This window comes from Pseudomonas sp. BIGb0176 (genome assembly GCF_024810175.1).
Lineage (GTDB): Bacteria > Pseudomonadota > Gammaproteobacteria > Pseudomonadales > Pseudomonadaceae > Aquipseudomonas > Aquipseudomonas protegens.
In genome coordinates this window covers 233,633-258,187 of the sequence record NZ_JANUEC010000007.1, presented here as the reverse complement: position 1 = coordinate 258,187, position 24,555 = coordinate 233,633, and the positions used below count along the sequence as shown (strand labels likewise).

General features: G+C 62.8%; 20 protein-coding genes. 19 read left to right on the top strand and 1 reads right to left on the bottom strand.

Features of this window, described 5'->3' with window-relative positions; genetic code table 11:
• Positions 1 to 63: 63 nt before the first annotated feature.
• The 16 genes from glnE to M2395_RS31230 all read left to right on the top strand — a co-directional run bounded on the left by glnE (position 64) and on the right by M2395_RS31230 (position 19,092).
• Positions 64 to 3,003, top strand: coding sequence for a bifunctional [glutamate--ammonia ligase]-adenylyl-L-tyrosine phosphorylase/[glutamate--ammonia-ligase] adenylyltransferase (gene glnE, locus M2395_RS31305; protein ID WP_019093029.1), 2,940 nt, complete (start codon positions 64 to 66; stop codon positions 3,001 to 3,003).
• A gap of 134 nt (positions 3,004 to 3,137) precedes the next feature.
• On the top strand, positions 3,138 to 4,172 hold the full coding sequence (gene waaF, locus M2395_RS31300; RefSeq protein WP_041751920.1) for a lipopolysaccharide heptosyltransferase II: 1,035 nt from the start codon (positions 3,138 to 3,140) through the stop codon (positions 4,170 to 4,172).
• Position 4,173: 1 nt separating this feature from the next.
• Complete coding sequence (waaC, locus tag M2395_RS31295; protein WP_011058885.1) at positions 4,174 to 5,235, top strand: lipopolysaccharide heptosyltransferase I; 1,062 nt, start codon at positions 4,174 to 4,176, stop codon at positions 5,233 to 5,235.
• Positions 5,235 to 6,359: a glycosyltransferase family 4 protein gene (locus tag M2395_RS31290; protein WP_011058886.1), complete on the top strand. Its 1,125-nt coding sequence runs from the start codon at positions 5,235 to 5,237 to the stop codon at positions 6,357 to 6,359. Before waaC ends, M2395_RS31290 begins: the two co-directional genes overlap by 1 nt.
• Positions 6,356 to 7,162 carry a lipopolysaccharide core heptose(I) kinase RfaP gene (gene rfaP / locus M2395_RS31285; RefSeq protein WP_047283653.1) on the top strand — a complete coding sequence of 269 codons (807 nt, stop codon included), beginning with the start codon at positions 6,356 to 6,358 and terminating at the stop codon, positions 7,160 to 7,162. Before M2395_RS31290 ends, rfaP begins: the two co-directional genes overlap by 4 nt.
• On the top strand, positions 7,162 to 7,896 hold the full coding sequence (locus M2395_RS31280) for a lipopolysaccharide kinase InaA family protein (RefSeq protein WP_011058888.1): 735 nt from the start codon (positions 7,162 to 7,164) through the stop codon (positions 7,894 to 7,896). The genes rfaP and M2395_RS31280 overlap by 1 nt, the downstream gene beginning before the upstream one ends.
• Positions 7,893 to 8,645 (top strand): lipopolysaccharide kinase InaA family protein, encoded by a 753-nt coding sequence (locus tag M2395_RS31275; RefSeq protein WP_011058889.1) that lies wholly within the window; start codon positions 7,893 to 7,895, stop codon positions 8,643 to 8,645. Before M2395_RS31280 ends, M2395_RS31275 begins: the two co-directional genes overlap by 4 nt.
• The gene (locus M2395_RS31270) at positions 8,645 to 10,099 is read left to right on the top strand and encodes a lipopolysaccharide kinase InaA family protein (RefSeq protein WP_015633911.1); all 1,455 of its coding nucleotides are present in this window, start codon (positions 8,645 to 8,647) and stop codon (positions 10,097 to 10,099) included. Before M2395_RS31275 ends, M2395_RS31270 begins: the two co-directional genes overlap by 1 nt.
• A gap of 199 nt (positions 10,100 to 10,298) precedes the next feature.
• Positions 10,299 to 12,056 carry a carbamoyltransferase gene (locus M2395_RS31265; protein ID WP_015633912.1) on the top strand — a complete coding sequence of 586 codons (1,758 nt, stop codon included), beginning with the start codon at positions 10,299 to 10,301 and terminating at the stop codon, positions 12,054 to 12,056.
• On the top strand, positions 12,040 to 13,170 hold the full coding sequence (locus M2395_RS31260; RefSeq protein ID WP_011058892.1) for a glycosyltransferase: 1,131 nt from the start codon (positions 12,040 to 12,042) through the stop codon (positions 13,168 to 13,170). The genes M2395_RS31265 and M2395_RS31260 overlap by 17 nt, the downstream gene beginning before the upstream one ends.
• Positions 13,170 to 14,066 (top strand): antimicrobial resistance protein Mig-14, encoded by an 897-nt coding sequence (locus tag M2395_RS31255; protein ID WP_011058893.1) that lies wholly within the window; start codon positions 13,170 to 13,172, stop codon positions 14,064 to 14,066. The genes M2395_RS31260 and M2395_RS31255 overlap by 1 nt, the downstream gene beginning before the upstream one ends.
• An 8-nt stretch (positions 14,067 to 14,074) precedes the next feature.
• The gene (locus M2395_RS31250; protein ID WP_053148735.1) at positions 14,075 to 15,487 is read left to right on the top strand and encodes a PIG-L deacetylase family protein; all 1,413 of its coding nucleotides are present in this window, start codon (positions 14,075 to 14,077) and stop codon (positions 15,485 to 15,487) included.
• Positions 15,488 to 15,540: 53 nt separating this feature from the next.
• Complete coding sequence (locus M2395_RS31245; RefSeq protein WP_019093035.1) at positions 15,541 to 16,419, top strand: DUF6625 family protein; 879 nt, start codon at positions 15,541 to 15,543, stop codon at positions 16,417 to 16,419.
• A gap of 2 nt (positions 16,420 to 16,421) precedes the next feature.
• Complete coding sequence (locus M2395_RS31240; protein ID WP_015633915.1) at positions 16,422 to 17,573, top strand: glycosyltransferase; 1,152 nt, start codon at positions 16,422 to 16,424, stop codon at positions 17,571 to 17,573.
• Positions 17,573 to 18,457, top strand: a complete 885-nt coding sequence (locus M2395_RS31235; protein WP_015633916.1) for a glycosyltransferase — start codon at positions 17,573 to 17,575, stop codon at positions 18,455 to 18,457. The genes M2395_RS31240 and M2395_RS31235 overlap by 1 nt, the downstream gene beginning before the upstream one ends.
• A gap of 14 nt (positions 18,458 to 18,471) precedes the next feature.
• The gene (locus M2395_RS31230) at positions 18,472 to 19,092 is read left to right on the top strand and encodes a CatB-related O-acetyltransferase (RefSeq protein WP_011058898.1); all 621 of its coding nucleotides are present in this window, start codon (positions 18,472 to 18,474) and stop codon (positions 19,090 to 19,092) included.
• 79 nt (positions 19,093 to 19,171) lie between these two features.
• On the opposite strand, the gene M2395_RS31225 is transcribed toward M2395_RS31230, so the two are convergent.
• Entirely contained in the window at positions 19,172 to 21,034 is a 1,863-nt protein-coding gene (locus tag M2395_RS31225; RefSeq protein ID WP_077933256.1) for an O-antigen ligase family protein, read from the bottom strand.
• A gap of 156 nt (positions 21,035 to 21,190) precedes the next feature.
• Between M2395_RS31225 and msbA the strand changes: the two genes are divergently transcribed.
• From msbA to cysC, 3 genes are all read left to right on the top strand, one after another.
• The gene (gene msbA / locus M2395_RS31220) at positions 21,191 to 22,996 is read left to right on the top strand and encodes a lipid A export permease/ATP-binding protein MsbA (RefSeq protein WP_011058900.1); all 1,806 of its coding nucleotides are present in this window, start codon (positions 21,191 to 21,193) and stop codon (positions 22,994 to 22,996) included.
• Between the two features lie 187 nt (positions 22,997 to 23,183).
• Positions 23,184 to 23,888, top strand: a complete 705-nt coding sequence (locus M2395_RS31215; protein WP_015633918.1) for a sulfotransferase family 2 domain-containing protein — start codon at positions 23,184 to 23,186, stop codon at positions 23,886 to 23,888.
• Positions 23,881 to 24,492 (top strand): adenylyl-sulfate kinase, encoded by a 612-nt coding sequence (gene cysC / locus M2395_RS31210; protein ID WP_015633919.1) that lies wholly within the window; start codon positions 23,881 to 23,883, stop codon positions 24,490 to 24,492. The genes M2395_RS31215 and cysC overlap by 8 nt, the downstream gene beginning before the upstream one ends.
• Positions 24,493 to 24,555: the final 63 nt, after the last annotated feature.

Below are 24,555 nucleotides of genomic sequence, written 5' to 3'. Positions count from 1 at the left end.
TCAGGCGGCCTGCCCGCGACATCCGTCCCCGCCCGCATTTTCCACGCCGATCAAGGATAGCCCATGAGCCTGCCCGCGCTTGCCCCCGTCCCCGCGATTCTCTTGCCATTGGTCAGCCGCGCAGAGCAGTCGTTGCGTGGCGCCGTCGCGGCCCTGGAAGGCGATCCCGGGTTGGCCGACTGGAGCGCCGAACGCTGGGCGGAGTTCGCCCGGGTGGGCGCCGCCAGCGACTTTGTCATTGAACAGAGCCTGCGTGACCCTTTGATGTTGCTAGAGCTGGTGCGCAGCGGCGAGCTGGACCGCCCATTCGCGCCTGGGGAGTTGTGCGCGCAAATCGCCGCCGCGGTGCAGGCGGCCGAGAGCGAGGATCAATTGGGGCGCGTGCTGCGGCGCCAGCGCACCCGTCAGCAGGTACGGATCATCTGGCGCGACCTGACCCGCCAGGCGGATCTGGTGCAGACCTGCCGCGACCTTTCCGATCTGGCCGACGCCTGCATCGACCAGGCCTATCAATGGTTGTATCTGCGTCACACCCAGCAGTTCGGCGTGCCCACCGGCGGGCGTAGCGGCGAGCCGCAGCAGATGGTGATCCTCGGCATGGGCAAGCTGGGGGCGGTGGAACTCAACCTGTCGTCGGACATCGACCTGATCTTCGCCTACCCCGAAGGCGGCGAGACCGTCGGCGTCAAGCGGCCCCTGGATAATCAGGAGTTCTTCATTCGCCTCGGGCAGCGCCTGATCAAGGCCCTGGACCCGATGACCGTCGACGGGTTCGTGTTCCGCGTCGACATGCGCCTGCGGCCCTATGGTTCTGCCGGTGCCCTGGTGTTGAGCTTCAATGCGCTGGAGCAGTACTACCAGGATCAGGGGCGCGACTGGGAACGCTACGCCATGATCAAGGCCCGGGTGGTGGCAGGGGATCAGGCCGCCGGTGCGCAGTTGCTGGACATGCTGCGGCCTTTCGTCTATCGCCGTTACCTGGACTTTTCCGCCATCGAGGCGCTGCGCACCATGAAGCAGCTGATCCAGCAGGAAGTCCGGCGCAAGGGCATGGCCGACAATATCAAGCTGGGCTCGGGGGGGATCCGCGAGGTCGAGTTCATCGCCCAGGCTTTCCAGCTGATCCACGGCGGACGCGACCTGAGCCTGCAGCAGCGTCCTCTATTAAAGGTGCTGGGCACTCTGGAAGGGCAGGGCTACCTGCCGCCTGCCGTGATCAGCGAGCTGCGCGAAGGCTATGAGTTCCTGCGCTATACCGAGCACGCGATCCAGGCCATCGCCGATCGCCAGACGCAGATGCTTCCGGACAATCCCCAGGATCAGGCGCGGATCGCCTTCATGCTGGGCTTTGCCGACTGGAACGCCTTCCACGAACAGTTGATGCACTGGCGCGGCCGGGTAGATTGGCACTTCCGTCAGGTCATCGCCGACCCGGATGAGGATGAAGGCGCCGAAAGCGAAGTGGTGGTGGGTGGCGAATGGCTGCCGTTGTGGGAGGAAGCCCAGGACGAGGAGGCCGCCTGCCGCCAGTTGCAGGAGGGCGGCTTCGTCGATGCGCCCAAGGCCCTGCGTGCCCTGGCCGGTCTGCGGGGCAGCCCGCAGCTACGTGCCATGCAGCGCCTGGGACGCGAACGTCTGGATGCCTTTATTCCGCGGTTGCTGGCCCAGGCGGTGGAGCACGCCAATCCGGACCTGGTGCTGGAGCGAGTGCTGCCGCTGGTGGAAGCCGTGGCGCGGCGTTCGGCCTATCTGGTGCTGCTCACCGAGAACCCGGGGGCTCTACGTCGTCTGCTGACCTTGTGCGCCGCCAGCCCGTGGATCGCCGAGCAGATCACCCGCTTCCCCCTGCTGCTGGATGAACTGCTCAACGAAGGGCGCCTGTTCAAGCCGCCCCTGGCGCCGGAACTGGCTGCCGAGTTGCGCGAGCGCCTGACGCGCATTCCCGAGGATGACCTGGAGCAGCAGATGGAAGCCCTGCGCCACTTCAAGCTGGCCCACCGCCTGCGAGTGGCCGCCTCGGAGATCGCCGGCAGCCTGCCTTTAATGAAAGTCAGCGATTACCTGACCTGGCTCGCCGAAGCGATCCTGGAACAGGTGCTGGCCCTGGCCTGGCGCCAGACGGTGTCCAAGCACGGTGCACCGCTGCGTACCGACGGCACCTTGTGCGACCCGGGCTTCATCATTGTCGGTTACGGCAAGGTCGGCGGCATCGAGCTGGGCCACGGTTCCGACCTGGACCTGGTGTTCATCCATGATGGCGACCCCCAGGCGGAAACCGACGGGCCCAAACCCATAGACGGTGCGCAGTTCTTCACCCGGCTGGGGCAGCGCATCATTCACCTGCTGACCACCCAGACCAACTCCGGCCAGCTCTATGAAGTGGATATGCGCCTGCGGCCTTCCGGCGCGTCTGGGTTGCTGGTGAGTTCCCTGGGGGCCTTTGCCCGCTATCAGGAAAACGAGGCCTGGACCTGGGAGCACCAGGCGCTGGTGCGGGCGCGGGTGCTGGTGGGCAGCCAGGATGTGGGCCAGGCCTTTGAAAAGGTCAGGGCCGCGGTGCTGGGGAAAAAACGCGACCTGCCCAAGCTGCGCCAGGAAGTCAGCGAGATGCGGGCCAAGATGCGCGACAACCTGGGCAGCCGCCTGACCGCCGCCGGAACTGCAGCCAATGCCTTCGAAGCCACGGCGCCGTTCGACCTCAAGCAGGACGCCGGAGGTATCGTCGATATCGAATTTATGGTGCAATACGCGGCCCTGGCGTGGTCCGAAGAGCACCCGTCACTGCTGCGCTATACCGATAACATCCGCATCCTGGAAGGTCTGGAGCAAGTCGGGCTGATGCCCGCGAGCGATGCCAGCCTGCTGCGCGAGGTCTACAAGGCCTACCGTTCCGCGGCTCACCGGCAGGCGTTGCAGAATGAGGCCGGAATCATTACCGGTGATCAATTTGTGACCGAACGACGGGAAGTGTTACGAATTTGGCGTGAGCTGGGGCTAAGCTAAGCGGCCTGAGAAGGCCAACCATGTATTCGGCGGGCCTTGCCGGCTCGCCCAAACTGAACCGGCGGTGAAGGCCGCGGTGCTGGATTCTCGAGGCGGGGAGGCGTATGCCTCCCCGGTTCGTTTATGGAAACCACATGAATATTCTGATCGTTGGGCCCAGTTGGGTCGGTGACATGGTGATGGCGCAGACACTCTTCGAGTGCCTGAAACAGCGTCATCCACAATGCGAGATCGACGTGCTGGCCCCCGAGTGGAGCCGGCCGATCCTCGAACGCATGCCCCAGGTGCGTCGGGCCCTGAGCTTTCCCCTGGGCCATGGCGCCCTGGAACTGGCGACCCGCCGGCGGATCGGCAAGTCCCTGGCTGGCCAGTACGATCAGGCGATCCTGCTGCCCAACTCGCTGAAGTCGGCGCTGGTGCCGTTTTTTGCCGGCATTCCCAAGCGCACCGGCTGGCGCGGCGAGTTCCGCTACGGCCTGCTCAATGACGTGCGCAAGCTCGACAAAGAACGTTATCCGCTGATGATCGAGCGTTTCATGGCCCTGGCCTATGAGCCGGGGACCGAGCTGCCCAAGCCTTATCCGCGCCCGAGCCTGCAGATCGATCCGCAAAGCCGGGACGCGGCCCTGGCCAAGTTCGGCCTGAGCCTGGACCGCCCGGTGCTGGCACTGTGCCCGGGGGCGGAGTTCGGCGAAGCCAAGCGCTGGCCGTCCGAGCACTACGCCCAGGTCGCCGAGGCGAAGATCCGCGAAGGCTGGCAGGTCTGGCTGTTCGGCTCGAAGAATGACCATGCTGTGGGCGAAGAGATTCGCGGGCGGCTGATTCCCGGCCTGCGCGAGGAATCGAGCAACCTCAGTGGCGAAACGTCCCTGGCCGAGGCCATCGATCTGCTGTCCTGCGCCGACTCGGTGGTGTCCAACGATTCCGGCTTGATGCACGTGGCTGCGGCGCTCAATCGCCCGCTGGTGGCGGTGTACGGCTCCACTTCGCCGGGCTTCACCCCGCCCCTGGCCGATCGGGTCGAGGTAGTACGGCTGGGGATCGAATGCAGCCCGTGCTTTGACCGCACCTGCCGCTTCGGCCATTACAACTGCCTGCGCCAGTTGTTGCCGCAGCCGGTGAACGAAGCCCTGCAGCGGTTGCAGGGCACCGTGGTCGAGGTTCAATAAGTTGCGGGTACTGTTGATCAAGACCTCGTCCCTGGGGGATGTGATCCATGCATTGCCGGCGCTGACCGATGCCGCGCGAGCCATCCCCGGGATCAAGTTCGACTGGGTGGTGGAAGAAGGCTTTGCCGAAATTCCCACCTGGCATCCGGCGGTCGGCAAGGTGATACCGGTGGCGATCCGTCGCTGGCGCAAGAACATCTGGCAGACCATCAAGAGTGGCGAGTGGCGACGCTTCAAGCAGAGCGTGCGCTCGACCAAGTACGACCTGGTGATCGATGCCCAAGGCCTGCTGAAAAGCGCCTGGCTGACCCGCTACGTGCGCGCCCCGGTGGCGGGGCTGGATAAGAACTCGGCCCGCGAGCCTCTGGCTTCACGCTTCTACTCCCGGCGCCTGGCGGTGGCCCGTGGGCAGCACGCGGTGGAGCGCGTGCGCCAACTGTTCGCCGTGGCCCTGGGCTACGACCTGCCCCAGGGCCTGGGCGACTATGGCCTGAACGTCGAAAAACTCGTGGAGTTGCCGCGCAAGAAGCCCTTCGTGCTGTTCCTGCATGGCACCACCTGGGACACCAAGCACTGGCCCGAGGCCTACTGGCGCGAGCTGACCGAACGCATGGGCATGCTCGGCGTCGAGGTCAAGCTGCCCTGGGGCAACCCCGCGGAAAAGGCTCGAGCCGAGCGCATCGCCAGCGGCCTGAAAAACGCCACGGTGCTGCCGAAGCTGAACCTGGCCGGGGTCGCCAAGGTGCTGGCCGATGCCCAGGCCTGCGTGGCCGTGGACACCGGGCTGGGCCACCTCGCCGCGGCACTGGATGTACCGACCATCTCACTGTTCGGGCCGACCAACCCGGGGCTGACCGGCGCCTATGGCCGGGTGCAGATCCACCTGGGCAGCAACTTCCCGTGCGCACCGTGCCTGCAGAAGAAATGCACCTATCAGCCCACCGCTGTGGACCAGCAGCGTTATGACCTCAAACGCGAGTGGCCGCTGTGCTTCACTCGCCTGAATCCCGAGCGTGTCGCCAGCCGACTGAGCACCCTGTTACTGGCTGAGGAGCCGCGCTGATGCAATTGGCTTTTGTCCTTTATAAGTATTTCCCCTTCGGCGGCCTGCAGCGCGATTTCATGCGCATCGCCCTGGAGTGCCAGCGGCGCGGGCATCAGATCCGTGTCTACACCCTGATCTGGGAAGGCGATGTCCCTCCCGGTTTCGAAGTGCTGGTGGCGCCGGTCAAGGCGCTGTTCAACCATCGTCGCAATGAAAAGCTCAGCGCCTGGATGGAGGCCGACCTGGCCAAGCGCCCGGTGGACCGGCTGGTGGGTTTCAACAAGATGCCGGGGCTGGACGTGTACTACGCCGCCGATGGCTGTTTCGAGGACAAGGCACAGAACCTGCGGCACTCCCTGTACCGGCGCTGGGGCCGTTACCGGCACTTTGCCGAGTACGAGCGCGCGGTGTTTGCCAAGGACGCCAAGACCGAGATCCTGATGATCTCCGAGGTCCAGCAGCCGCTGTTCATCAAGCACTACGACACCCCGCTGGAGCGCTTCCATCTGCTGCCGCCGGGGATCGCCCAGGACCGCCGGGCACCGGCCAACGCCGCCGAGATCCGGGCGGATTTTCGTCGCGAATTCAAGCTCAAGGATGACGACCTGCTGCTGGTGCAGATCGGTTCCGGGTTCAAGACCAAGGGTGTGGACCGCAGCCTCAAGGCCCTGGCGGCATTGCCTTCGGCGCTGAAAAAACGCACCCGGCTGTTTGTAATCGGCCAGGACGACCCCAAGGTATTCCAGGTACAAAGTGCTGCGCTGGGGTTGAGCGACCAGGTGCAGTTCATGAAGGGCCGCAGCGATATCCCGCGGTTCCTGCTGGGCGCCGACCTGCTGATTCACCCGGCCTACAACGAAAACACCGGCACCGTATTGCTGGAGGCCCTGGTGGCCGGCCTGCCGGTGCTGGTCAGCGCGGTCTGCGGTTATGCCCATTACATTGCCGAGGCCCAGAGCGGCCTGGTGCTGGATGAGCCGCTGGAACAGGCGCAGCTCAATCAATACCTCACCACCATGTTGACCGACGACGCTGCACGCGCGACCTGGAGCCGAAATGGCCTGGCGTTCGCCGAGACGGCCGACCTTTACAGCATGCCGCAGCACGCTGCGGATGTGATTCTGGCGGAGCAACACCGATGAAGTTGATGCTTGCCGAACCCTTCAAGAGCCTCTGGGCCGGACGCGATGCGTTCGACGCTGTCGAGGGCCTGAAGGGCCAGGTCTACCGTGAGCTGGAAGCGCGCCGTACCTTGCGTACGGAAGTCGACGGCCGCGGTTATTTCGTGAAGATCCATCGTGGTATCGGCTGGGGCGAGATCGTCAAGAACCTGGTCACCGCCAAACTGCCGGTGCTCGGCGCCGGCCAGGAATGGCGCGCCCTGGAGCGCCTGCATCAGGTGGGCGTGCCCACCATGACCGCCGTGGCCTACGGCGAGCGTGGGGCCAATCCGGCAGACCAGCATTCGTTCATCGTCACCGAGGAACTGGCGCCGACCGTCAGCCTCGAAGATTTCAGCATCGACTGGGTCAAGCAGCCGCCGGCGCCTGCGCTCAAGCGCGCGCTGATCGCCGAGGTAGCGCGCATGACCGGCATGATGCATCGCGCCGGGGTCAACCACCGCGACTGCTATATCTGCCACTTCCTGCTGCACACCGATCGGCCTGTCACTCCCGAAGGGCTCAAGCTCTCGGTGATCGACCTGCACCGGGCCCAGACCCGGCCGAAGATCACTCAGCGCTGGCGCAACAAGGATCTGGCGGCGCTGTATTTCTCGGCCCTGGATATCGGCCTGACGCGCCGCGACAAGCTGCGCTTTCTCAAGGGCTACTTCCAGCAGCCGTTGCGGCAGATTCTGGCCGAGGAGGCCGCACTGCTGGCCTGGCTCGAAGGCAAGGCGGAAAAGCTCTACGCCCGCAAGCAACGGTACGGAGATGCACTCTGATGGCGAGCTGGAACCTGGACCCGGCCTATCAGGCGTTGGCGGAGGATTTCGGCAGTCTGGAAGCGGTGTTTGCCCTGCAGGGCGAGCACCTGACCCGGGATCCGTTGTCCGAAGTCATCCGCGTCGAGCGTGGTGGCGTCAACTATTACGTCAAGCGCTATACCGGCGCCGGCAAGAATCTGCGGCGCTACCTGGGCAAGCCCCGGGTCAAGTTCGAGTGGCAGAACCTCAAGCGCTTCGCCAAATGGGGCATTCCCACCGCCGATGTGGTGGCCTGGGGCCTGGAGCGTCGCTGCCTGGCCTATTCCCGGGGGGCGATGATCACTCGGGAGCTGCCGCGTACCGAGGATCTCTCGGTGCTGGCCGAACGCAACGACCCGCGTCTGCAGGACCGTCGTTGGGTGGATGGCGTCAGCCGTCAGTTGGCCGCTTACACCCGGGTCATGCATGACCACCGCTTTACCCACAATGATTTGAAGTGGCGCAACCTGCTGGTCGACGACCAGGACCGGTTGTACCTGATCGATTGTCCGAACGGCGATTTCTGGCGTGGTTTCTGGCTCAAGTACCGGATCACCAAGGACCTGGCCTGTCTGGATAAGGTGGCCAAATACCATCTGTCGGCCACCCAGCGCCTGCGTTTCTACCTGCAATACCGTCAGCGTGATCACTTGAGTGCCGCCGACAAGGAGCGTATTCGCCACGTGGTGAGATTTTTCGAGGGGCGTGAATGACTGATTTTCTGGCGTCCGAGGAGCGTGCGCTGCTGGAGCGCAATGGCCTCGGCACTTTCGACCAGCTGTGGGCCACCCAATTGGAAGCGGTGGATGAACCCAATACCGGTCGTGGCGGCAGCAGCAGTGTGTTTCGCCTGGATGTGGAAGGGCAGGGGTTCTACCTCAAGCGCCAGACCAACTACCTGACCCGGACCCTGCACCGGCCCTTTGGCGAGCCGAGTTTCGCCCGTGAATTTCGCAATATCCGCCGCTACCAGCAGTTGGGCATTCCGGCCTTGCAAGCGGTGTTCTTCGGTATGCGCAAGGTCGATGGCGAGTCCCGGGCGATCCTGTTGACCCGGGCCCTGGATGGCTGGGATGACCTGGATGCGCTGCTGTTGCAGTGGGACCGGCTCAGCGAGCATCAGCGGCAGGCGGTGCTCCAGGCTTGCGGGCAACTGGCCCGGCAGCTGCACGGCTTGCGCCAGGTGCATGGCTGTTTCTATCCCAAGCATATTTTCCTGCGGGCCGAGGGCGATGGGTATCAGGCGCAGTTGATCGACCTGGAAAAGACCCGGCCCCTGCTGTTTGGCCAGCGTGATCGGGTCAAGGATCTGGAGCCCTTGCTACGCCGGGCTGCGGTGTGGAGCGGCGATGAGGTGCGCAGCCTGCTGGCGGCCTATGTGGGCCAGCCTCGGGACAGCTCCCTGGTGGATGCCTGGGTGGCGCGGCTCAGTGCTCGGCGCAGCCACAAGGGGGCACGCTGATGCGTCTGTCCGAACTGAAGAACAGCGGGCGCAGCCCGACGCTGCCCTTGAGCCTTGAGTTGGCGGACGCCGCCGGCCCGGCACAGTTGCAGTTGCTGAGCCTGCTGCGGGTGCTGCCGGGGCAGCGTTACGTGGGGGCCGGGGTCTGGCGCGGGCGTCCGGTGCTGGCCAAGCTGCTGGTGGGCTCCAAGGCCGCTCGGCATTTCCAGCGAGAATTGCAGGGTGTGCGCCTGCTGGCAGAACAAGGGCTGACGACGCCCTTGCTGCTGGCGGACGGTTTGCAGGAAGGCGAGGGCGGCTGGCTGCTGTTCGAGTTACTGCAGGGCGCACAAAGCCTGGGCGACGCCTGGAAGCAGGTGGAAGCTCTGCCAGTGCTGGCCGACGAGCAGGCTGAGGTACTGGCCGAGGCCCTCGGGGCTATCGGCCAGTTGCACGCCAAGGGCCTGTGGCAATCGGACCTGCACCTGGACAATCTGCTGCGCCACGACAACCGGCTGTATTTGATCGATGGGGCGGGGATCTGTGTCGAAGAGGCGGGCAAGCCCCTGTCCCGGCAGAAGGTCCTGGAGAACCTCGGGGTATTCTTCGCCCAGTTGCCCAAGAGTCTGGAACCGTTCACCGAAGAGTTGCTGGTGCACTACCTGTTGAGCAACGCCGAGCATGCCTTGCCCCTGGAAGCCCTGCAGAAGCAGGTGAACAAGGTCCGGGGCTGGCGCCTGCGGGACTTTCTCAACAAGGTCGGCCGCGAGTGCACGCTGTTCAGCGTGCAGCGCGGCCCGTTCGCCTTGCGCGCGATCCGCCGTGAGGAAGAGGCGGCGATGCTGCCGGTGCTGGAGCAGGCCGACGCCCTGCTGGATCAGGGCCATCTGTACAAGACCGGTGGCGCGGCCAGTGTTGGGCGGGTCGAGGTTGCGGGCCGGCCGCTGGTGATCAAGCGCTACAACATCAAGGGCTTTGCTCACTGGCTCAAGCGCTTCTGGCGCCCGAGCCGGGCCTGGCATTCCTGGCGCGAAGGCAATCGCCTGGCGTTCCTGGGCATTGCCACGCCCAAGCCTCTGGCCTTGCTGGAGCGGCGTTTCCTGTGGCTGCGGCGCAGCGCCTACCTGGTGACCGAGCATCTGCCAGGGCCGGACATCATCGAGCGCTTTGCACCCTTCGTGGACAGCGGGCAAGCCCCGGAGCCGGAATTGCTGGCGCTGGACCAGCTGTTTGCCGAGCTGATCAAGGAGCGCATCAGCCATGGCGACTTCAAGGGCCACAACCTGTTCTGGCAAGAGGGTCGCTGGGCGCTGATAGACCTCGATTCCATGTGCCAGCACTCCAGCCTGAGCAGCTTTGCCCCGGCTTATGCCCGTGATCGCGCGCGATTCATGCGCAATTGGCCGCAAGACAGCAATTTGTATCAAGTGATTGACCAGCGCCTGCCCAAGACGGCCCAGGGCACCGAGGCCTGACCTGCGACCCATGGCCGCTGCCTGCGCCGCGGCCACGGCGCGCGGCGGGTGCCAACCCGGGCTTGGCGCTCGCCGCTAGAGGCTTGCACCTGCTTTTACGTTATAATCCCGCCCTTTCGTTGTTTCTCGCCCCTTGCGAGCACACTTCATTTTCAAGGCGCATCGCGCCCGCATGCAGACTAAACGAGGCTAGACCCCTGTGGCATTGACGATTCTTGGCCTGTCCGGCGCCCTTAGCCATGATCCTTCAGCGGCCCTGTATATCGACGGCAAGCTGATTGCCGCCGCTGAAGAAGAGCGTTTCGTGCGCGACAAACATGCAAAGAACCGCATGCCCTACGAGTCGGCGAAATTCTGCCTGGAGCAGGCCGGGATCAAGCCTTCCGACGTTGACGTAGTCGCGATTCCGTTTGCCCCGATCAGCCTGTTCGGCAAGGCTCGCTGGCACTACGCCAAGCGCTACTGGTACGCCCCGGACCGCGCCCTGGACGCGATCCTGATGGGCAACCGTCGCTACAAGCGCTACCGCAATAAGATCGTCTGGTGCCTGGAGCAACTGGGCTTCGACCCGAAAAAGGTCAAGATCGAGCCGGTGGAGCACCACCTGGCCCACGCCTCCAGTGCCTACCACTGCTCGGGCTTCAAGGAGAAGACCGCGATCCTCGGGATCGACGGCAAGGGTGAGTACGCCACCACCTTCTTCGGCTACGGCGAAAACGGCAAGATCCACAAGATCAAGGAATTCTTCGACCCGGACTCCCTGGGCGGCCTCTATGGCGCGATCACCGAGTTCCTCGGCTTCGAGATGCTCGACGGCGAGTTCAAGGTCATGGGCATGGCGCCGTACGGCGATGCCAGCAAATACGATTTCTCGCGCCTGGCCAGTTTTGAAAACGGCGAGCTGGTGATCAACACCGATTACGCCAACGTCATCGGCCTGCGTCGCTACAAAGAGAAGGGCAAGGGTTTCTACTTCTCGCCAAAACTCATCGAGTGGCTGGGTCCCAAGCGCGAAGGCGACATCGCCGACGAGCCGTACATCCACTACGCGGCGAGCATGCAGGCGCTGTTCGAGAAGCTGGCCCTACAGATGATCGACCATTACCTGGGCGACATCCTCAAGGAAACCGGCAAGCTGGCCTTCGCCGGCGGCTGTGCGCTGAACGTCAAGCTGAACCAGAAGATCATTGCCCGTCCCGAGGTCAAGGAGCTGTTCGTGCAGCCGGCTTCCGGCGACGCCGGTACCGCCGTTGGTGCGGCGGCTTACGTTTCCCATGCCCGTGGGGTGCCGGTAGAGAAGATGGAGCATGTCTATCTCGGCCCGTCCTACAGCAACGAAGACGTGATCGCGGCCTGTGCCCGCCACCCGAACAAGCCAGCCTGGCGGCAGATCGACAACACCCCGGAGCGTATCGCCAAGATCATGGTGGATGGCAACCCGGTGGCCTGGTTCCAGGGCCGCATGGAGTTCGGTCCGCGTGCCCTGGGCGGCCGTTCGATCATCGGTTGCCCGAGCGCCACTGGCGTGGCCGACCGGATCAACGAACAGATCAAGTTCCGCGAGCGCTGGAGGCCTTTCTGCCCGTCGATGCTCGACACCGTCGGCCCGCAGATGATCAAGGTCGATCACCCGGCGCCGTTCATGACCTTCACCTTCGAAGTGGCTGAAGAGTGGAAGACCCGGGTACCGGAAGTGGTCCACGAGGATGGCACGTCCCGGGCCCAGGTGCTCAAGCGCGAATACAACCCGCGCTACTACGACATGATGAAGGCCCTGGAAGTACTGACCGGCAACGGCGTGTCGCTGAACACCTCGTTGAACCGCCGTGGCGAACCGATGATCTGTTCGCCCACCGATGCCCTGAACATGTTCTACGGCTCCGACCTGCAGTACCTGATCATGGAAGACATTCTGGTGGTCAAAGACGGCGTGGACCCTTATGACACGCTCGGCTGAACGCCATGTGCTGCAGTTCTGCCACGGCTATGACGGGCCGTTCCTGGACTGTGCCCGGCAATACGCCAACCTGTTCGCGGGCAGCGGCTATCGAGTGACCACGGTGTTTCTCACCGGGGCCGCCGATGCCGATGTCGCCGCGGGCTGCGCGTCTGATGAAGTGCTGTTCATGGAATACAGCTCCAAGGCCATCCGCGGCCTGAAGCTGGGCGCCATCCGCGACCTGCGCAAGATCGCCGCGTCACGCAATTTCAGCTTCTGCATCGCTCACCGCTTCAAGCCGATCTATATCGCCTTGCTCGGTACCGGCTTGCCGGTGATCGGTGTCCATCATGCGTTTTCCGATTACAAGCGCGGCAGCCGCAAGCTCTTCGCCCAACTGTTCCGTAAGCGCCTGAGCCTGCTCGGGGTGTCCGATGCGGTGCGTGACGACATGCGTGCCTGCCTGCCGAAATGGCCGGCGCAGCGCATTCAGACCCTGTACAACCGTATCGACCTTGAGGCACTGCAGGCCGAGCAACTGAGCGCTGCCCAGGCGCGCAGCGAGCTGGGCCTGTCCGCCGATGCCTGGATTGTCGGCAACGTCGGGCGCCTGCATCCGGACAAGGACCAGGCCACCTTGCTGCGTGGCTTTGCCGCGGCTTTGCCGCAATTGCCGCCGCACAGCCAACTGGCGATTCTCGGAACCGGGCGTCTGGAAAAAGACCTGAAGTCCCTGGCCCGCGAGCTGGGGATTGCCGATCGCGTGCTGTTCCTCGGGCAGGTGCCTCAGGCCCGACGCTATTTCCGCGCCTTCGATGTGTTTGCCTTGAGCTCCGACCACGAGCCTTTTGGCATGGTCCTGCTGGAGGCCATGGCCGCCGGCGTGCCGCTGCTGGCCACCGCCTGTGGCGGTGCCCGGGAAGTGGTCGAGGGGGTGGGCATCCTGTTCCCCCTGGGCGACGTTGAACATATGGCCCAGGGGCTTCAGCATCTGGCCGCGATGGACGACCACCAGCGCCGGGTCTGTGCCGAGCTGATGCTCGATCGCCTGCGCGAGCGCTTCTCCGACCGTGCTGTACGCGACGTATTCTGGCGTTTGCCGCAAGTCACCGATCTGACCGCGAGGGGCTGATGCTCAATCGATTTCAAGGCTGGCGCGAACGTGGCTGGTCAGTCATTGACGCATCGACCTACGCCGATGCCTGGCAGCGGTTCGGTGGCAGTGTGGCAACCCATCCCCTGGTGGTGGAGCAGTTGGCGGACCTGGCGCAGATCCCGGTGCGCTACCTGGCCTGGGAGCGCAACGGCCAATTGCAGGCGGCCATTGCCACCTGGGGGCGCGACCTGGCGCTGTCCAAGGACGTGCTCAAGCGGGCCGGCAAGAAGGGCCTGTTCGATATCGGCAATGCCGAGCTGATCCTGCCCGCCGCTGCTGATGCTCAGGCGGTGTTGCGCCATCGTGGGCGTTACCTGTCCGCATTGAACGAGGGGCGCCTGACCGGCCTCAAGCCCCAGGCTGAACAGCTGGCCATGGCCAGGACGCCGGAAGAGCTGTCGAAGAAGTTTCGTTACAACCAGCGTCGTGAGCTGCGCCTGCTGGAAGAGGCGGGCGGGGTTGTACGCCCGGTCAGTGATTTCAGCAGCCCCGAGCTGGCGGCGATCTACTGCGACCTGTTCCAGCGCCGCTGGGGCTTTGCCGCCACCGGTGCCGAGCGTATGGCCGAGGTGCTGGAGCGCCTGCGCGAGCTGCTGATCGGTTCGGTGATCTTCCTCAACGACGCGCCGATTGCCGTGCAACTGATCTACCGGGTCGAAGCGCCGGAGTGGATCAGCGTCGAGTACGTGAACGGTGGGGTAGACCCGGAGACTCGTGAGTTCAGCCCTGGCAGCGTGCTGAGTTTTCTCAACACCCAGAGTGCCTGGGAACAGGCCCGTGCCCTGAACAAGCCACTGCGTTTCTCCTTCGGTCGTGCCGACCGTGAATACAAGGACCGTTGGTGCAATCCTGTGCCGGTTTTCCAGGTGTGAGTCAGCCCATGAGTCGCAAGCAACAACTGCTCAAGCGTCACCGGCGCAATAAACGAATCGCTCTGTTGATCGGGCTGGTGCTGCTATTGGTGGCCGGCATCCTGGTGGCCTGGTGGGTGCCGGTATTGCTGGCGGTATTGGCCTGGCTGGCCCATGAAGCCTGGTTTGCCGATCATCTGTTCTATTCGCCCAAGGATGATTACTGCTACGACTTCGGCAGCGATGCCCAGCAGGCCGCTGTGCGCCTTGAAGGGGGGCGCCTGTTGCTGGAGGCGCCGCTGGCGCTGGCCGGGGATGAAACCCTGGTTCTAGGCGTGCACGTCAAGAGCTCGTGGCTGGGACGTTTTCTCGACCCGGCTGTTGAGGTGTCGGGCGGTCCGCTTGCCGATCGTCAGGTGTTCGAGCGCGGGGTCAATGGCCTGCGCTACCTCAACCTCAGCGGCCTGGCCAGTTCCCTGGTCAGTGGCGAGCTGAGGTTGCGCGGGCGCTTCTGTCGGCTCCGCATCCAGCCGCAACTGATGTTCTGGCGGGATCCCGACTACCGGCGCCAGCGGGTGATGGTGATCGCTCCCCATGCCGACGATGCCGAGTTGGCAGCCTTCGGTCTGTACAGCCAGGCCGACGAGGCCTGGATCGTGACCCTCACCGCAGGCGAAATCGAGGCTGAGCATTACCAGGCCATGGGCATGAACCCGGCAGAGGCGGCGCGGATCAAGGGGCGCTTGCGGGCCTGGGACAGTATTACTGTGCCGCGCTGGGCCGGGGTGCCTGAATCCCATTGCGTGCAGTTGGGCTATTTCTGCCTGCAGCTGCCTGCCATGCAGGCCTCCCCTGAACAGCCGGTGGCCTCTCGCGAGGCGCAACTGAGCGATATCCGCTTGTTCCGCCAGTTCAATCCATTCCCGCTGCCCGCCGACCAGGACGGGTTGCCGACCTGGAACAATCTCCTGGCCGACCTGCGTGAGCTGCTGCTCAAGGCGCGCCCTGAGGTGATAGTGCTGCCGCACCCGACGCTGGACCCTCATCCCGACCACATCTGTGCTCGCGAGGCGGTCATGCAAGCCCTGGAAGGGCTGGCCTGGCAGCCGACCACTATCCTTGGCTACGCCAATCACCTGCATGACAACGACCGCTGGCCCATGGGGGATTCGGGCGCAGGCATTGCGTTGCCGCCGGTGTTCGAGTCGACGGCGGTGTTGCGTCCCTGGTGCTTGTCACTGTCCCAGGGCGAGCAGTATGACAAGGCCATGGCCTTGGGCATGATGCATGACCTGCAACCGAAAATGCCGTTCAAGCGACGCCTGCGCAGGTCGATACAATGGCTTATGGCCAGTAGGATGCCTTCAGCACTTGGGGAGAATGAGTTCTTTCGCAAGGCGGTCAGACGCCATGAGCTGTTCTGGCTATTGCAACAGCGATAAACCGACATAACCATGGGGGCGTTTTGTAGCCCCAATCCGACAGTGAGTCCTTTGTGATCAATCCTCGCCCGCGAATCTTGTTTCTCATGCCCTACTTCGGGCGTTGGCCATTCTGGATGCCGTTTTTTCTCGAAAGCTGCCGCCGGAATCCGGATATAGACTGGCTCTTTTTCAGCGACTGCGGGACCCCGGACAATCTGCCGCCGAACGTCAAGCTAGAAAGCATGAGCTTTGCTGAGTACTGCGCTTTGGTATCCCGGCGCCTGGAGATCGACTTTGCGCCCAATGCGGCCTACAAGCTCTGTGATATCAGGCCGGCAATGGGGTACATCCATATTGATCGTCTGGAGGGCTACGACTTCTGGGCCTTCGGCGATATCGACCTGGTCTACGGTGACCTGCGGGCCTATTTCACTGCGGATCGCCTGGCGGGGTATGACCTGTTCTCCACCCATGAACGGCGCGTCGCCGGGCACTTGTGCCTGATACGCAATACTGCACGTAAGCTTGAGTTGTTCAGGCAGATCAAGGATTGGCAGACGCGCTTTACCGACCAGCAGCATCACGCACTGGATGAAGGGGCGTTCAGTCGGATTTTCCTCTGGCGCAAGAACTTCCCGGAACCGCTGTTCAAGCTGGTGGGCAAGTTCAATCCATGGCGCCGCCGCAGTGAGTTCACCGAGGCCTTCAGCACGCCGGGCGGAGTCATCAAGTGGCATGACGGCAGCCGTGATTTTCCGACGCGCTGGTACTGGAAGGATGGGCATCTGACCAATGACCGCGACGGCGACCGCAGTTTCCCGTACTTCCACTTTGTGTGCTGGAAGCGCAATGAGTGGTCGCAGTTGCCGGAGCAGGATGCGCAGTCGCTCCAAGCCCTGGCCAGTGAGCCGTCCTGGATCATCGATGCCGCAGGTTTTCACCGGGGATAGTTATGAGTCAGCGCTTCAAGGTCCTGCAGTTGCAGCCGGACTACAACGTCAAATCCCACGACTTCGCCGATCTCGCCGAGCAGATCGTCAAGGCCTTGCCGGCTGAGCGTTACGAAGTCACCGCAGCGTTCCTGCGGGGGCGCCCCGGGCCGAACGATCCGGTGAGTCGCGCCGCGCATTCGGTGTATTTCGAGTTTTCCGACAAATCCCTCAAGGGCATGCGCCTGCGGGCCATGTGGCGGCTGTATCAGTTCTGCCGCAAGGAACAGTTCGATGTGGTGATCTGCAATCGCTTCAAGCCGGTGAACATGATGCTGACCCTCAACCGCTGGTTGAAGGTGCCGTTGTGCATCGGAATTTCCCACGGTTTTGGTGAGTACGACCGGCTTTACCGGCGCCGCCAGACCCAGCGTCTGATCGATCGGCATTGGCGCTTTGTCGGTGTGTCCCCGGCCGTCAAGCAGTACCTGCTCGATTGCCAATGCGGTTTCACCGACCAGAACACCTGGGCGATCACCAACGCCATCGACATTGAACAGGCAGAGGCCTTGCAGCATTCCCGCGAGCGCTCCCGAGAGTTGCTGGGGCTGGCCCCCGATGTGCGGCTGATTGGTGCCTTGGGCCGCCTGGTGCCGGTCAAGGGTCATACCTATCTGCTGCAGGCCTTTGCTCAACTCAAGGACAAGTACCCGAAAACTCAGTTGGCAATCATTGGTGCCGGTCGCGAGGAAGCCAATCTGCGTGCTGAAATCGAGCGCCTGGGGCTGCAGGGCCGGGCTCACCTGCTGGGGTTCAAGGAGAACGCCCTGCAATACGTGCGGGCCTTCGATATCTGGACCATGCCATCGCTGGCCGAGGGGCTGGGCCTGGCCTTGCTTGAAGGCATGAGCGGACAGTTGCCGGTGATTGCCTCGAACGTGCCGGCCATGCTGCCCCTGATCGAGGGGGCTGGCGGCCTGGCCGTGGAGCCGGCCAATGTATCGGCGCTGGTCACCGCGCTGGATGCCTATCTCGGGCTGTCCGACGAGGAACTGGCCGCCAAGGGCCAGCAGGCCTATGCCTATCTGCAGAAAGAACACGATATCGAGGTGTTCCGCGAGGAGTACCGGCAATTGATCGACTCCGGCTTGAGTCAAGCGGGCAAGAGGCAGTAATGGCAGACCAGCAACCTGTGGTGACGGTGATTATCGCCTCCTACAACCACGCGCCCTACATTGAGCAAAGCATTCTCAGTGTGCTCAACCAGACCTATCCGAACATCGAGCTGCTGGTGGTGGATGACGGTTCCAGCGATGACAGTGTCGAGCGTATCCGGCGCCTGCAGGAGCAGCATGGCTTCGACTTCCGGGTCCAGCAGAATCAGGGCCTGACCAACACTCTCAATGGTGCCATTGCACGGTCCAGGGGCAGCCTGATCGTGCCTTTCGGCTCCGACGACATCATGCTGCCCGAGCGCATTGCGACTCAGGTGGCCTACATGGATGGCAAGCCTGAGGTGGGGATCTGCGCGGGCAATATCGAGCTGATCGACAGCGATGGCAACCTGTTTCCCGAGAAGCGCCAGCGCCGTGACGTGCCGTTCCGGCGCCTGGACTTCGACGACATGTTCCTTGAGCGCAAGCCCTATCCACCGGCTCCGACCCTGATGATTCGTCGTGAGGCCCTGGAAAAGGTCGGCGGTTTCGATCCGAATATCCGTCTTGAAGACCTGCTGATCGAGTTGAAGATCACCCGGGCCGGCTATTTCATCGATGGCTTGAACGTGTTGATGGCGCGGTATCGCAAGCACGCCACCAACTCCTACAAGAACCACAGGTTCATGATCGACAACATCCTGCGTTCCTACGCCCTGTTCAGCGACCACCCGCTGTATGACGAGGTGCGCTACAAGTTCCTCAGTTCGATGTTCCTCAAAGTCTCCAATCGGGATCGCAAACTGGCACGCGAGCTGCTGGCACAGATTCCGTTCAAGGCCTGGAACAAGAAAACCTGGCGTGGATTGGGCCGCCTTTATTTTTCTCCACTGGAAAAAGACTGAAGAGACGCCGGAGCATGGGCTGGATTCAACGTTTTCTGGAGAAGCGCGCCAAGCGTGCGATCCGCAAGCTGCCGAAAATCGAGCGCGGCGTGGTGCGTTTCCAGCAGAGATATCCAGGTTACAGCATCGGGCGTGGCAGCTATGGCTTGCCCGAGGTGCATGACTGGCAGGAGGGCTCGACCCTGAGCATCGGGGCGTACTGCTCGATTGCCGAAGGGGTGCAGATATTCCTCGGTGGCCACCACCGAGCGGATTGGGTCACCACTTATCCCTTCCCGGCCATGCTGCCTCAGGCCGCGCACATCAGTGGCTACGCCGGGACCAATGGCGACGTCCGGGTGGGCAGTGATGTGTGGCTGTGTTCCAACAGCACGCTGTTATCCGGTGTGACCATTGGCCATGGTGCGATTGTCGCGGCGGGAGCGCTGGTTACCAAGGACGTCGAGCCTTATGCGGTGGTCGGTGGCAACCCGGCGCGTTTCCTGCGCTGGCGCTTTCCCGAGGAGCAGCGCCAGCAACTCTTGCAGAGTGCCTGGTGGGACTGGCCGGAGGCTGAGTTGCACGGGTTGGCCGACAAGCTCTGCAGCGATGATATTGACGGCTTCCTGGCCTACGCCCGGCAGCGTTCAGCCTGACCGCTCGCTGTTTAATCCCTTCCGAACCTGTTCCAGGCAGCCCTGTGTAGCTGTCATGGAACAGGTGCGTGCGCAGGGATCAGCGAGCCACCTGGTGCAGGTCATTCGCCGGTAGCTGCTTCAACAGTCCGGTGGCCAGGGGCATCGAGGTGCCCTGGGCGTAACCGGCCTGCAGTGCGTCCAGGTGCTCCAGGAACAGCCAGCCACAATCCTCGGCATAGCGCTGCATATGGCGCACATTGCGCTGGCGCAGCGATTTTCTCAGTGAGGAGGGGTAGACCCGCAGGTCTGCAAGATCGATCAGCCCGAACTCGCCATTTTCCAGTACCAGCACATTGGCCAGGTGCAGTGAGCGGAAATACACCCCTTGCTCATGCAGGTTGGCCATGAAGGCGCCAAAGCGCTTGATCAACTTGGCACGCTCGTCGCCAGAGCTTGCCAATTGCAGACTCTGGCGCAGAGTCTGGCCGGGCAGCGGTTGGTAGCGGACGGCGTTGCTGCCGTCGGCAAGACGATACAGTCCGAGGATTTTCGGGGTGGTGACGCCCAGCTCGCGCAGTTGCTCGCTATTGGTGGCAAACCGCGTGGAGTAGGGGTTGAACCCTCCGGAGGTGTACCAGCGGCGAGGGCGAAACAGCTTGAGGAAGCTGCCGTCGTCAAGACGCAGGACCTTGGGGCCCAGGCCGTCGGCTTCGATAACCCGGGCATTGGCCATCAGCTTGTCGGCGTCGGCCTGGGTGAGCGACTCGACCGTGTGGCTGGGTGAGCGTCGCGCACGTTGGCTGATACACAGGGCAGCGATCAGGGCCAGGGGAATCCACAGCAGGAACCAGTGCTCTTTGGGGCGAGAGAGAATCCCGCCGCCTTCGGTCAGGCCTGCGCCAATGCCGAACATCAGCCAGGTCGAGGCCAGGATCAGTAGTGGTTCGGCCCGCAGTTGCCAGCTTTTGAACAGGGCCCAGGCCTGCATGAACAGCCACGGCAGAAGGCCGATGATGCCCACATAGTAGAGCACGCCCAGGGCGAAGTTATGGGGCTCTTGCAGCAGGAAACCGATGCCGGGGTCCAGGGACAGACTGGCGTTGTAGCCGTGGCCGATCCATGGGTGGTTGGCAATCTGTTCCAGGGCCAGGCGCCAGAGATCGAAACGCGAAGAGCTGCCCCGTTCCAGAAGCATCTGCGAGAACAGCGCAACGACGGCTATACCTCCTGCCAGCATGCCGCCCAGCAGCATCAGCGAACGACGGTTCCAACTAATGAAGCTCAGCCACAGTGCCGCCAGGGTCAATGCCACCAGAGGCGTTCTGGAGCCCGTGGCGATCAGCGCGGCGACCATGATGACCAACGCCGGAACGCTCAGCCAGAGTATCTGGTAACGACGGCAGTTCATGCTCAGGCACAGCCAGTAGACACAGAAGAACCCAAAGACATGGGAGCTCAGCAATGGGTTGTCAAAGGCGCCCGCACCGATCATGCGCAGTTCGGGGGTGTGGTATCGAACGAAGACGTACAGGTTGAAGATCGAGGCGATGAGAGCAACGATCGCAGCACAAAAGACCAGCGGCTGTAGCACCTCGCCGCGGTAGCGAACCAGTAGCATGCAGCCGGCGAACAGCATCAGGGTGTGCAGAGGCGTCTTGATTTCCCCGAGCACGCTGTCCACCGGAGGGCTCCAGGCCAGGCTGACAATGGCCCAGGTGCAGAACAGCAACATGGCGATGAAGACAGGTTCGCGCAGAAGGCTTTTCAGTTCACTGGGGCGAGTACACAGGGCAATAAGCGTCGGGATGCTGAACAGTCCGTAGTACAGCTTGTGCAATCCACTGCGCCCCGGCAGGAAGAACATCGCACAGAGAAGCAGTAGATAACCGATCGGCAGAATCCACAGGCAAATGAAATCGAATACTCGATTGGCCGTGTTGTGAAGGGCATTGGGTTGCATGCTTGAACGTTCATCCCGGAAGTTAAGCTGGCAATCATAACGACTTATGGCTGGCGATGTCGTTGGTCAGCTGAACAATCTCGGGCCTATGGGAGTGCCAGTACCGCGAACAAGCTGTGCTAAAGTCAGCCTCCTTTTTGACGACATTCGCGTGATATGACCGACTCCAGTCCTGACGCAAGCCCCTCGAGCTTGAAAATCTACTTCCGTCTGCTCGGCTATGTGCGGCCCTATATTGGTCTGTTTCTCATCAGCATCGTCGGGTTCCTGATCTTCGCTTCGACTCAGCCCATGCTCGGCTACATCCTCAAGTATTTCGTCGACGGCCTGTCCAACCCTCAGGCGGTGCTGTTTCCCGGTGTGCCTTATCTGCGCGACATGCAGTTGCTCCAAGCGGTGCCGCTGCTGATCGTGCTGATCGCTGCCTGGCAAGGCCTGGGCTCCTACCTGGGCAACTACTTCCTGGCCAAGGTATCCCTGGGGCTGGTGCACGATTTGCGGGTGCAACTGTTCAACAACCTGTTGACCCTGCCCAACCGTTACTTCGACAAGCACAACTCCGGGCACCTGATCTCGCGTATCACCTTCAACGTGACCATGGTCACGGGGGCGGCGACGGACGCGATCAAGGTGGTGATCCGCGAAGGCATGACCGTGATCTTCCTGTTCGGCTCGCTGTTGTGGATGAACTGGCGCCTGACCCTGGTGATGATCGCCATCCTGCCGCTGATCGCGGTCATGGTCCGCACCGCCAGCAAGAAATTCCGCAAGCAGAGCAAGAAGATCCAGGTGGCCATGGGTGATGTGACCCATGTTGCCTCGGAAACCATCCAGGGCTATCGCGTGGTTCGCAGCTTTGGCGGCGAGACCTATGAGCAGCAGCGTTTTCTTGCGGCCAGCCAGGGCAACACTGACAAGCAACTGCGCATGACCCGTACCGGCGCCATCTACACCCCACTGTTGCAACTGGTGATCTACAGCGCCATGGCGGTGCTGATGTTCCTGGTGCTGTATCTGCGCGGTGATGCTTCTGCCGGTGAAATGGTGGCCTATATCACCATGGCCGGTCTGCTGCCCAAGCCGATCCGCCAGCTGTCCGAAGTCAGCTCAACGATCCAGAAAGGCGTGGCGGGTGCGGAGAGCATCTTCGAGCAGTTGGACGTCGAACCTGAGGTCGATCGCGGCACCGTCGAGCGCGCCAGCATCAATGGGCACCTGGAGGTGCGCAACCTGAGTTTCACCTACCCGGGAACCGAACGGCAGGTGCTCGATGACATCAGCTTCAGTATCGAGCCCGGGAAAATGGTGGCGCTGGTGGGGCGTTCCGGCAGTGGCAAGTCGACTCTGGCCAACCTGATTCCGCGGTTCTACCACCACGACAAGGGCCAGATTCTTCTGGATGGCACCGAGGTCGAAGACTTCCGCCTGCTGAACCTGCGTCGGCATATTGCTCAGGTTACCCAGCACGTCACCCTGTTCAGTGACACCGTGGCCAACAACATTGCCTACGGTGACCTGGCCGGTGCGCCGCGTGAGGACATCGAGAAGGCCGCCGCCGATGCCTATGCCATGGACTTCATTGCCCAGTTGCCCGAAGGCCTGGATACCCAGGTAGGGGAGAACGGCGTACTGCTTTCAGGTGGCCAGCGCCAGCGCCTGGCGATTGCCCGGGCCTTGCTGAAGAACGCCCCGCTGCTGATTCTCGACGAGGCCACTTCGGCCCTGGATACCGAATCCGAGCGGCACATCCAGGCCGCCCTGGACAAGGTCATGAAGGGCCGCACCACCCTGGTGATTGCCCACCGCCTGTCGACCATCGAGAAAGCCGACCTGATCCTGGTCATGGACCAGGGGCGGATTGTCGAGCGCGGCAGCCATGCCCAGTTGCTGGCACAGAACGGCTACTACTCGCGGTTGCATGCCATGGGCCTGGAAGAGCCCGCGCCCAGCGGAATCGCCTGACCTGTTCCGGGGAGCGAGCCGGCTCGCTCCCCGGGGCCTTGGTGTGCAAGGCACCTTGGCATCATTTGTAGCCGCTTCCTTACAGTCTTGACCAAGCCTAAATAATTCTGCGTTTCCCGCTTGTTATGGTTCCCGCCTGAATCTTTGAACAGATCGAGGGGGCCATCCCTCTCGCGTGGGTAGCAGAATGTTGCAACGCTTTGTGTGGAAGTTATTACCCAAGACCCAGCGCAATTTCCTGCTTGGGCGCCTGTCGGTGGTGGATCGCCAAGTGGTGAACAAGTCCATGTCGGCCAATGTGCGCTTTCCTGATGCCTTCTCCCGGCACTCCTGCCTGTTCATTCATGTCCCCAAGTGCGCGGGCAGCAGCATCTGTTCGGCATTGTTCGACGGTTGGATGCCCGGGCACCTGCCGTTGTACTGGTACGAGCAGCAGTTTCCCCAGGCCTTTTCCAGCAGCTTCAAGTTTGCTTTCGTGCGCGACCCCCTGGAGCGCGCCTACTCGGCCTACGCTTTCCTGCGGGGCAATCGCCTCGGCCGACGGGACCAGGCAGCCCAGGCGCTGGTAGGGCATTACCGCGACTTCGATGACTTTATCGGCCGCTGGCTGCACCCGGAAACCATCCACAAGCAGATGCACTTTGCTGCCCAGAGCGATTTTCTCACCGATTCCCTGGGCCGCCTGGCCCTGGATTTCGTCGGCTATCAGGAGCACCTGCAGCGAGATTTCCAACTGCTGTGCGAGCAGTTGCAGGTCCAGACCCGACTGCCCCATGTCAACAGCACCCAGCAGCGCCATAGCACCCCCGTCAGGGATATCTGTTCGGTACGCACCCGGCGCCTGGTGCGCCGGGTCTATCAACGCGACTACGAGATGCTCGGTTATGAATAAGCTTGCCTGTGTACCGCTGGAGTGCCCGCAAATCCGTCCCTACAGCCTGTCGTTGTCCACCGAGGCCCGGGCCGCCCTCAAGCAGCAGCAACCCTGCTGTCTTTGGCTGACCGGATTGTCGGGGGCCGGCAAGTCGACCCTGGCCAATCTGTTGGAGCTGCGGCTCAACGAGTTGGGTATGCACACCTTCGTCCTCGACGGTGACAACGTTCGCGGTGGCCTGTGCAGTGACCTGGGAATGGGGGCCGAGGCGCGCAAGGAGAATATCCGCCGCATGGCCGAGGTGGCGCGGTTGATGGTGGACGCCGGCCTGCTGGTCATAGTGTCGGCGATCTCGCCGTTTCGCGCCGAGCGCGATGCCGCCCGCGCGCTGTTCGGCCCGGGGGAATTCATCGAGGTGTACGTCAGTACACCTTTTGACACCTGTGCCCGGCGTGACCCCAAAGGGTTGTACCAGGCTGCGCTGGAGGGGCGGATCAAGGACTTCACCGGGCTCGACAGCCCCTATGAAGCGCCGTTGCAGGCCGATTGCGAGATCGACACGGCGACCGTGGCACTGCCGGAGGCGATCCGCCGCCTGCTGCAACTGCTGCCCCGTAAATAAGCGGCAAGAATTCTTCGTCGGCCCCATTCAAGGCATAGAACTAGGCGGCGCCAACCCTGTGTT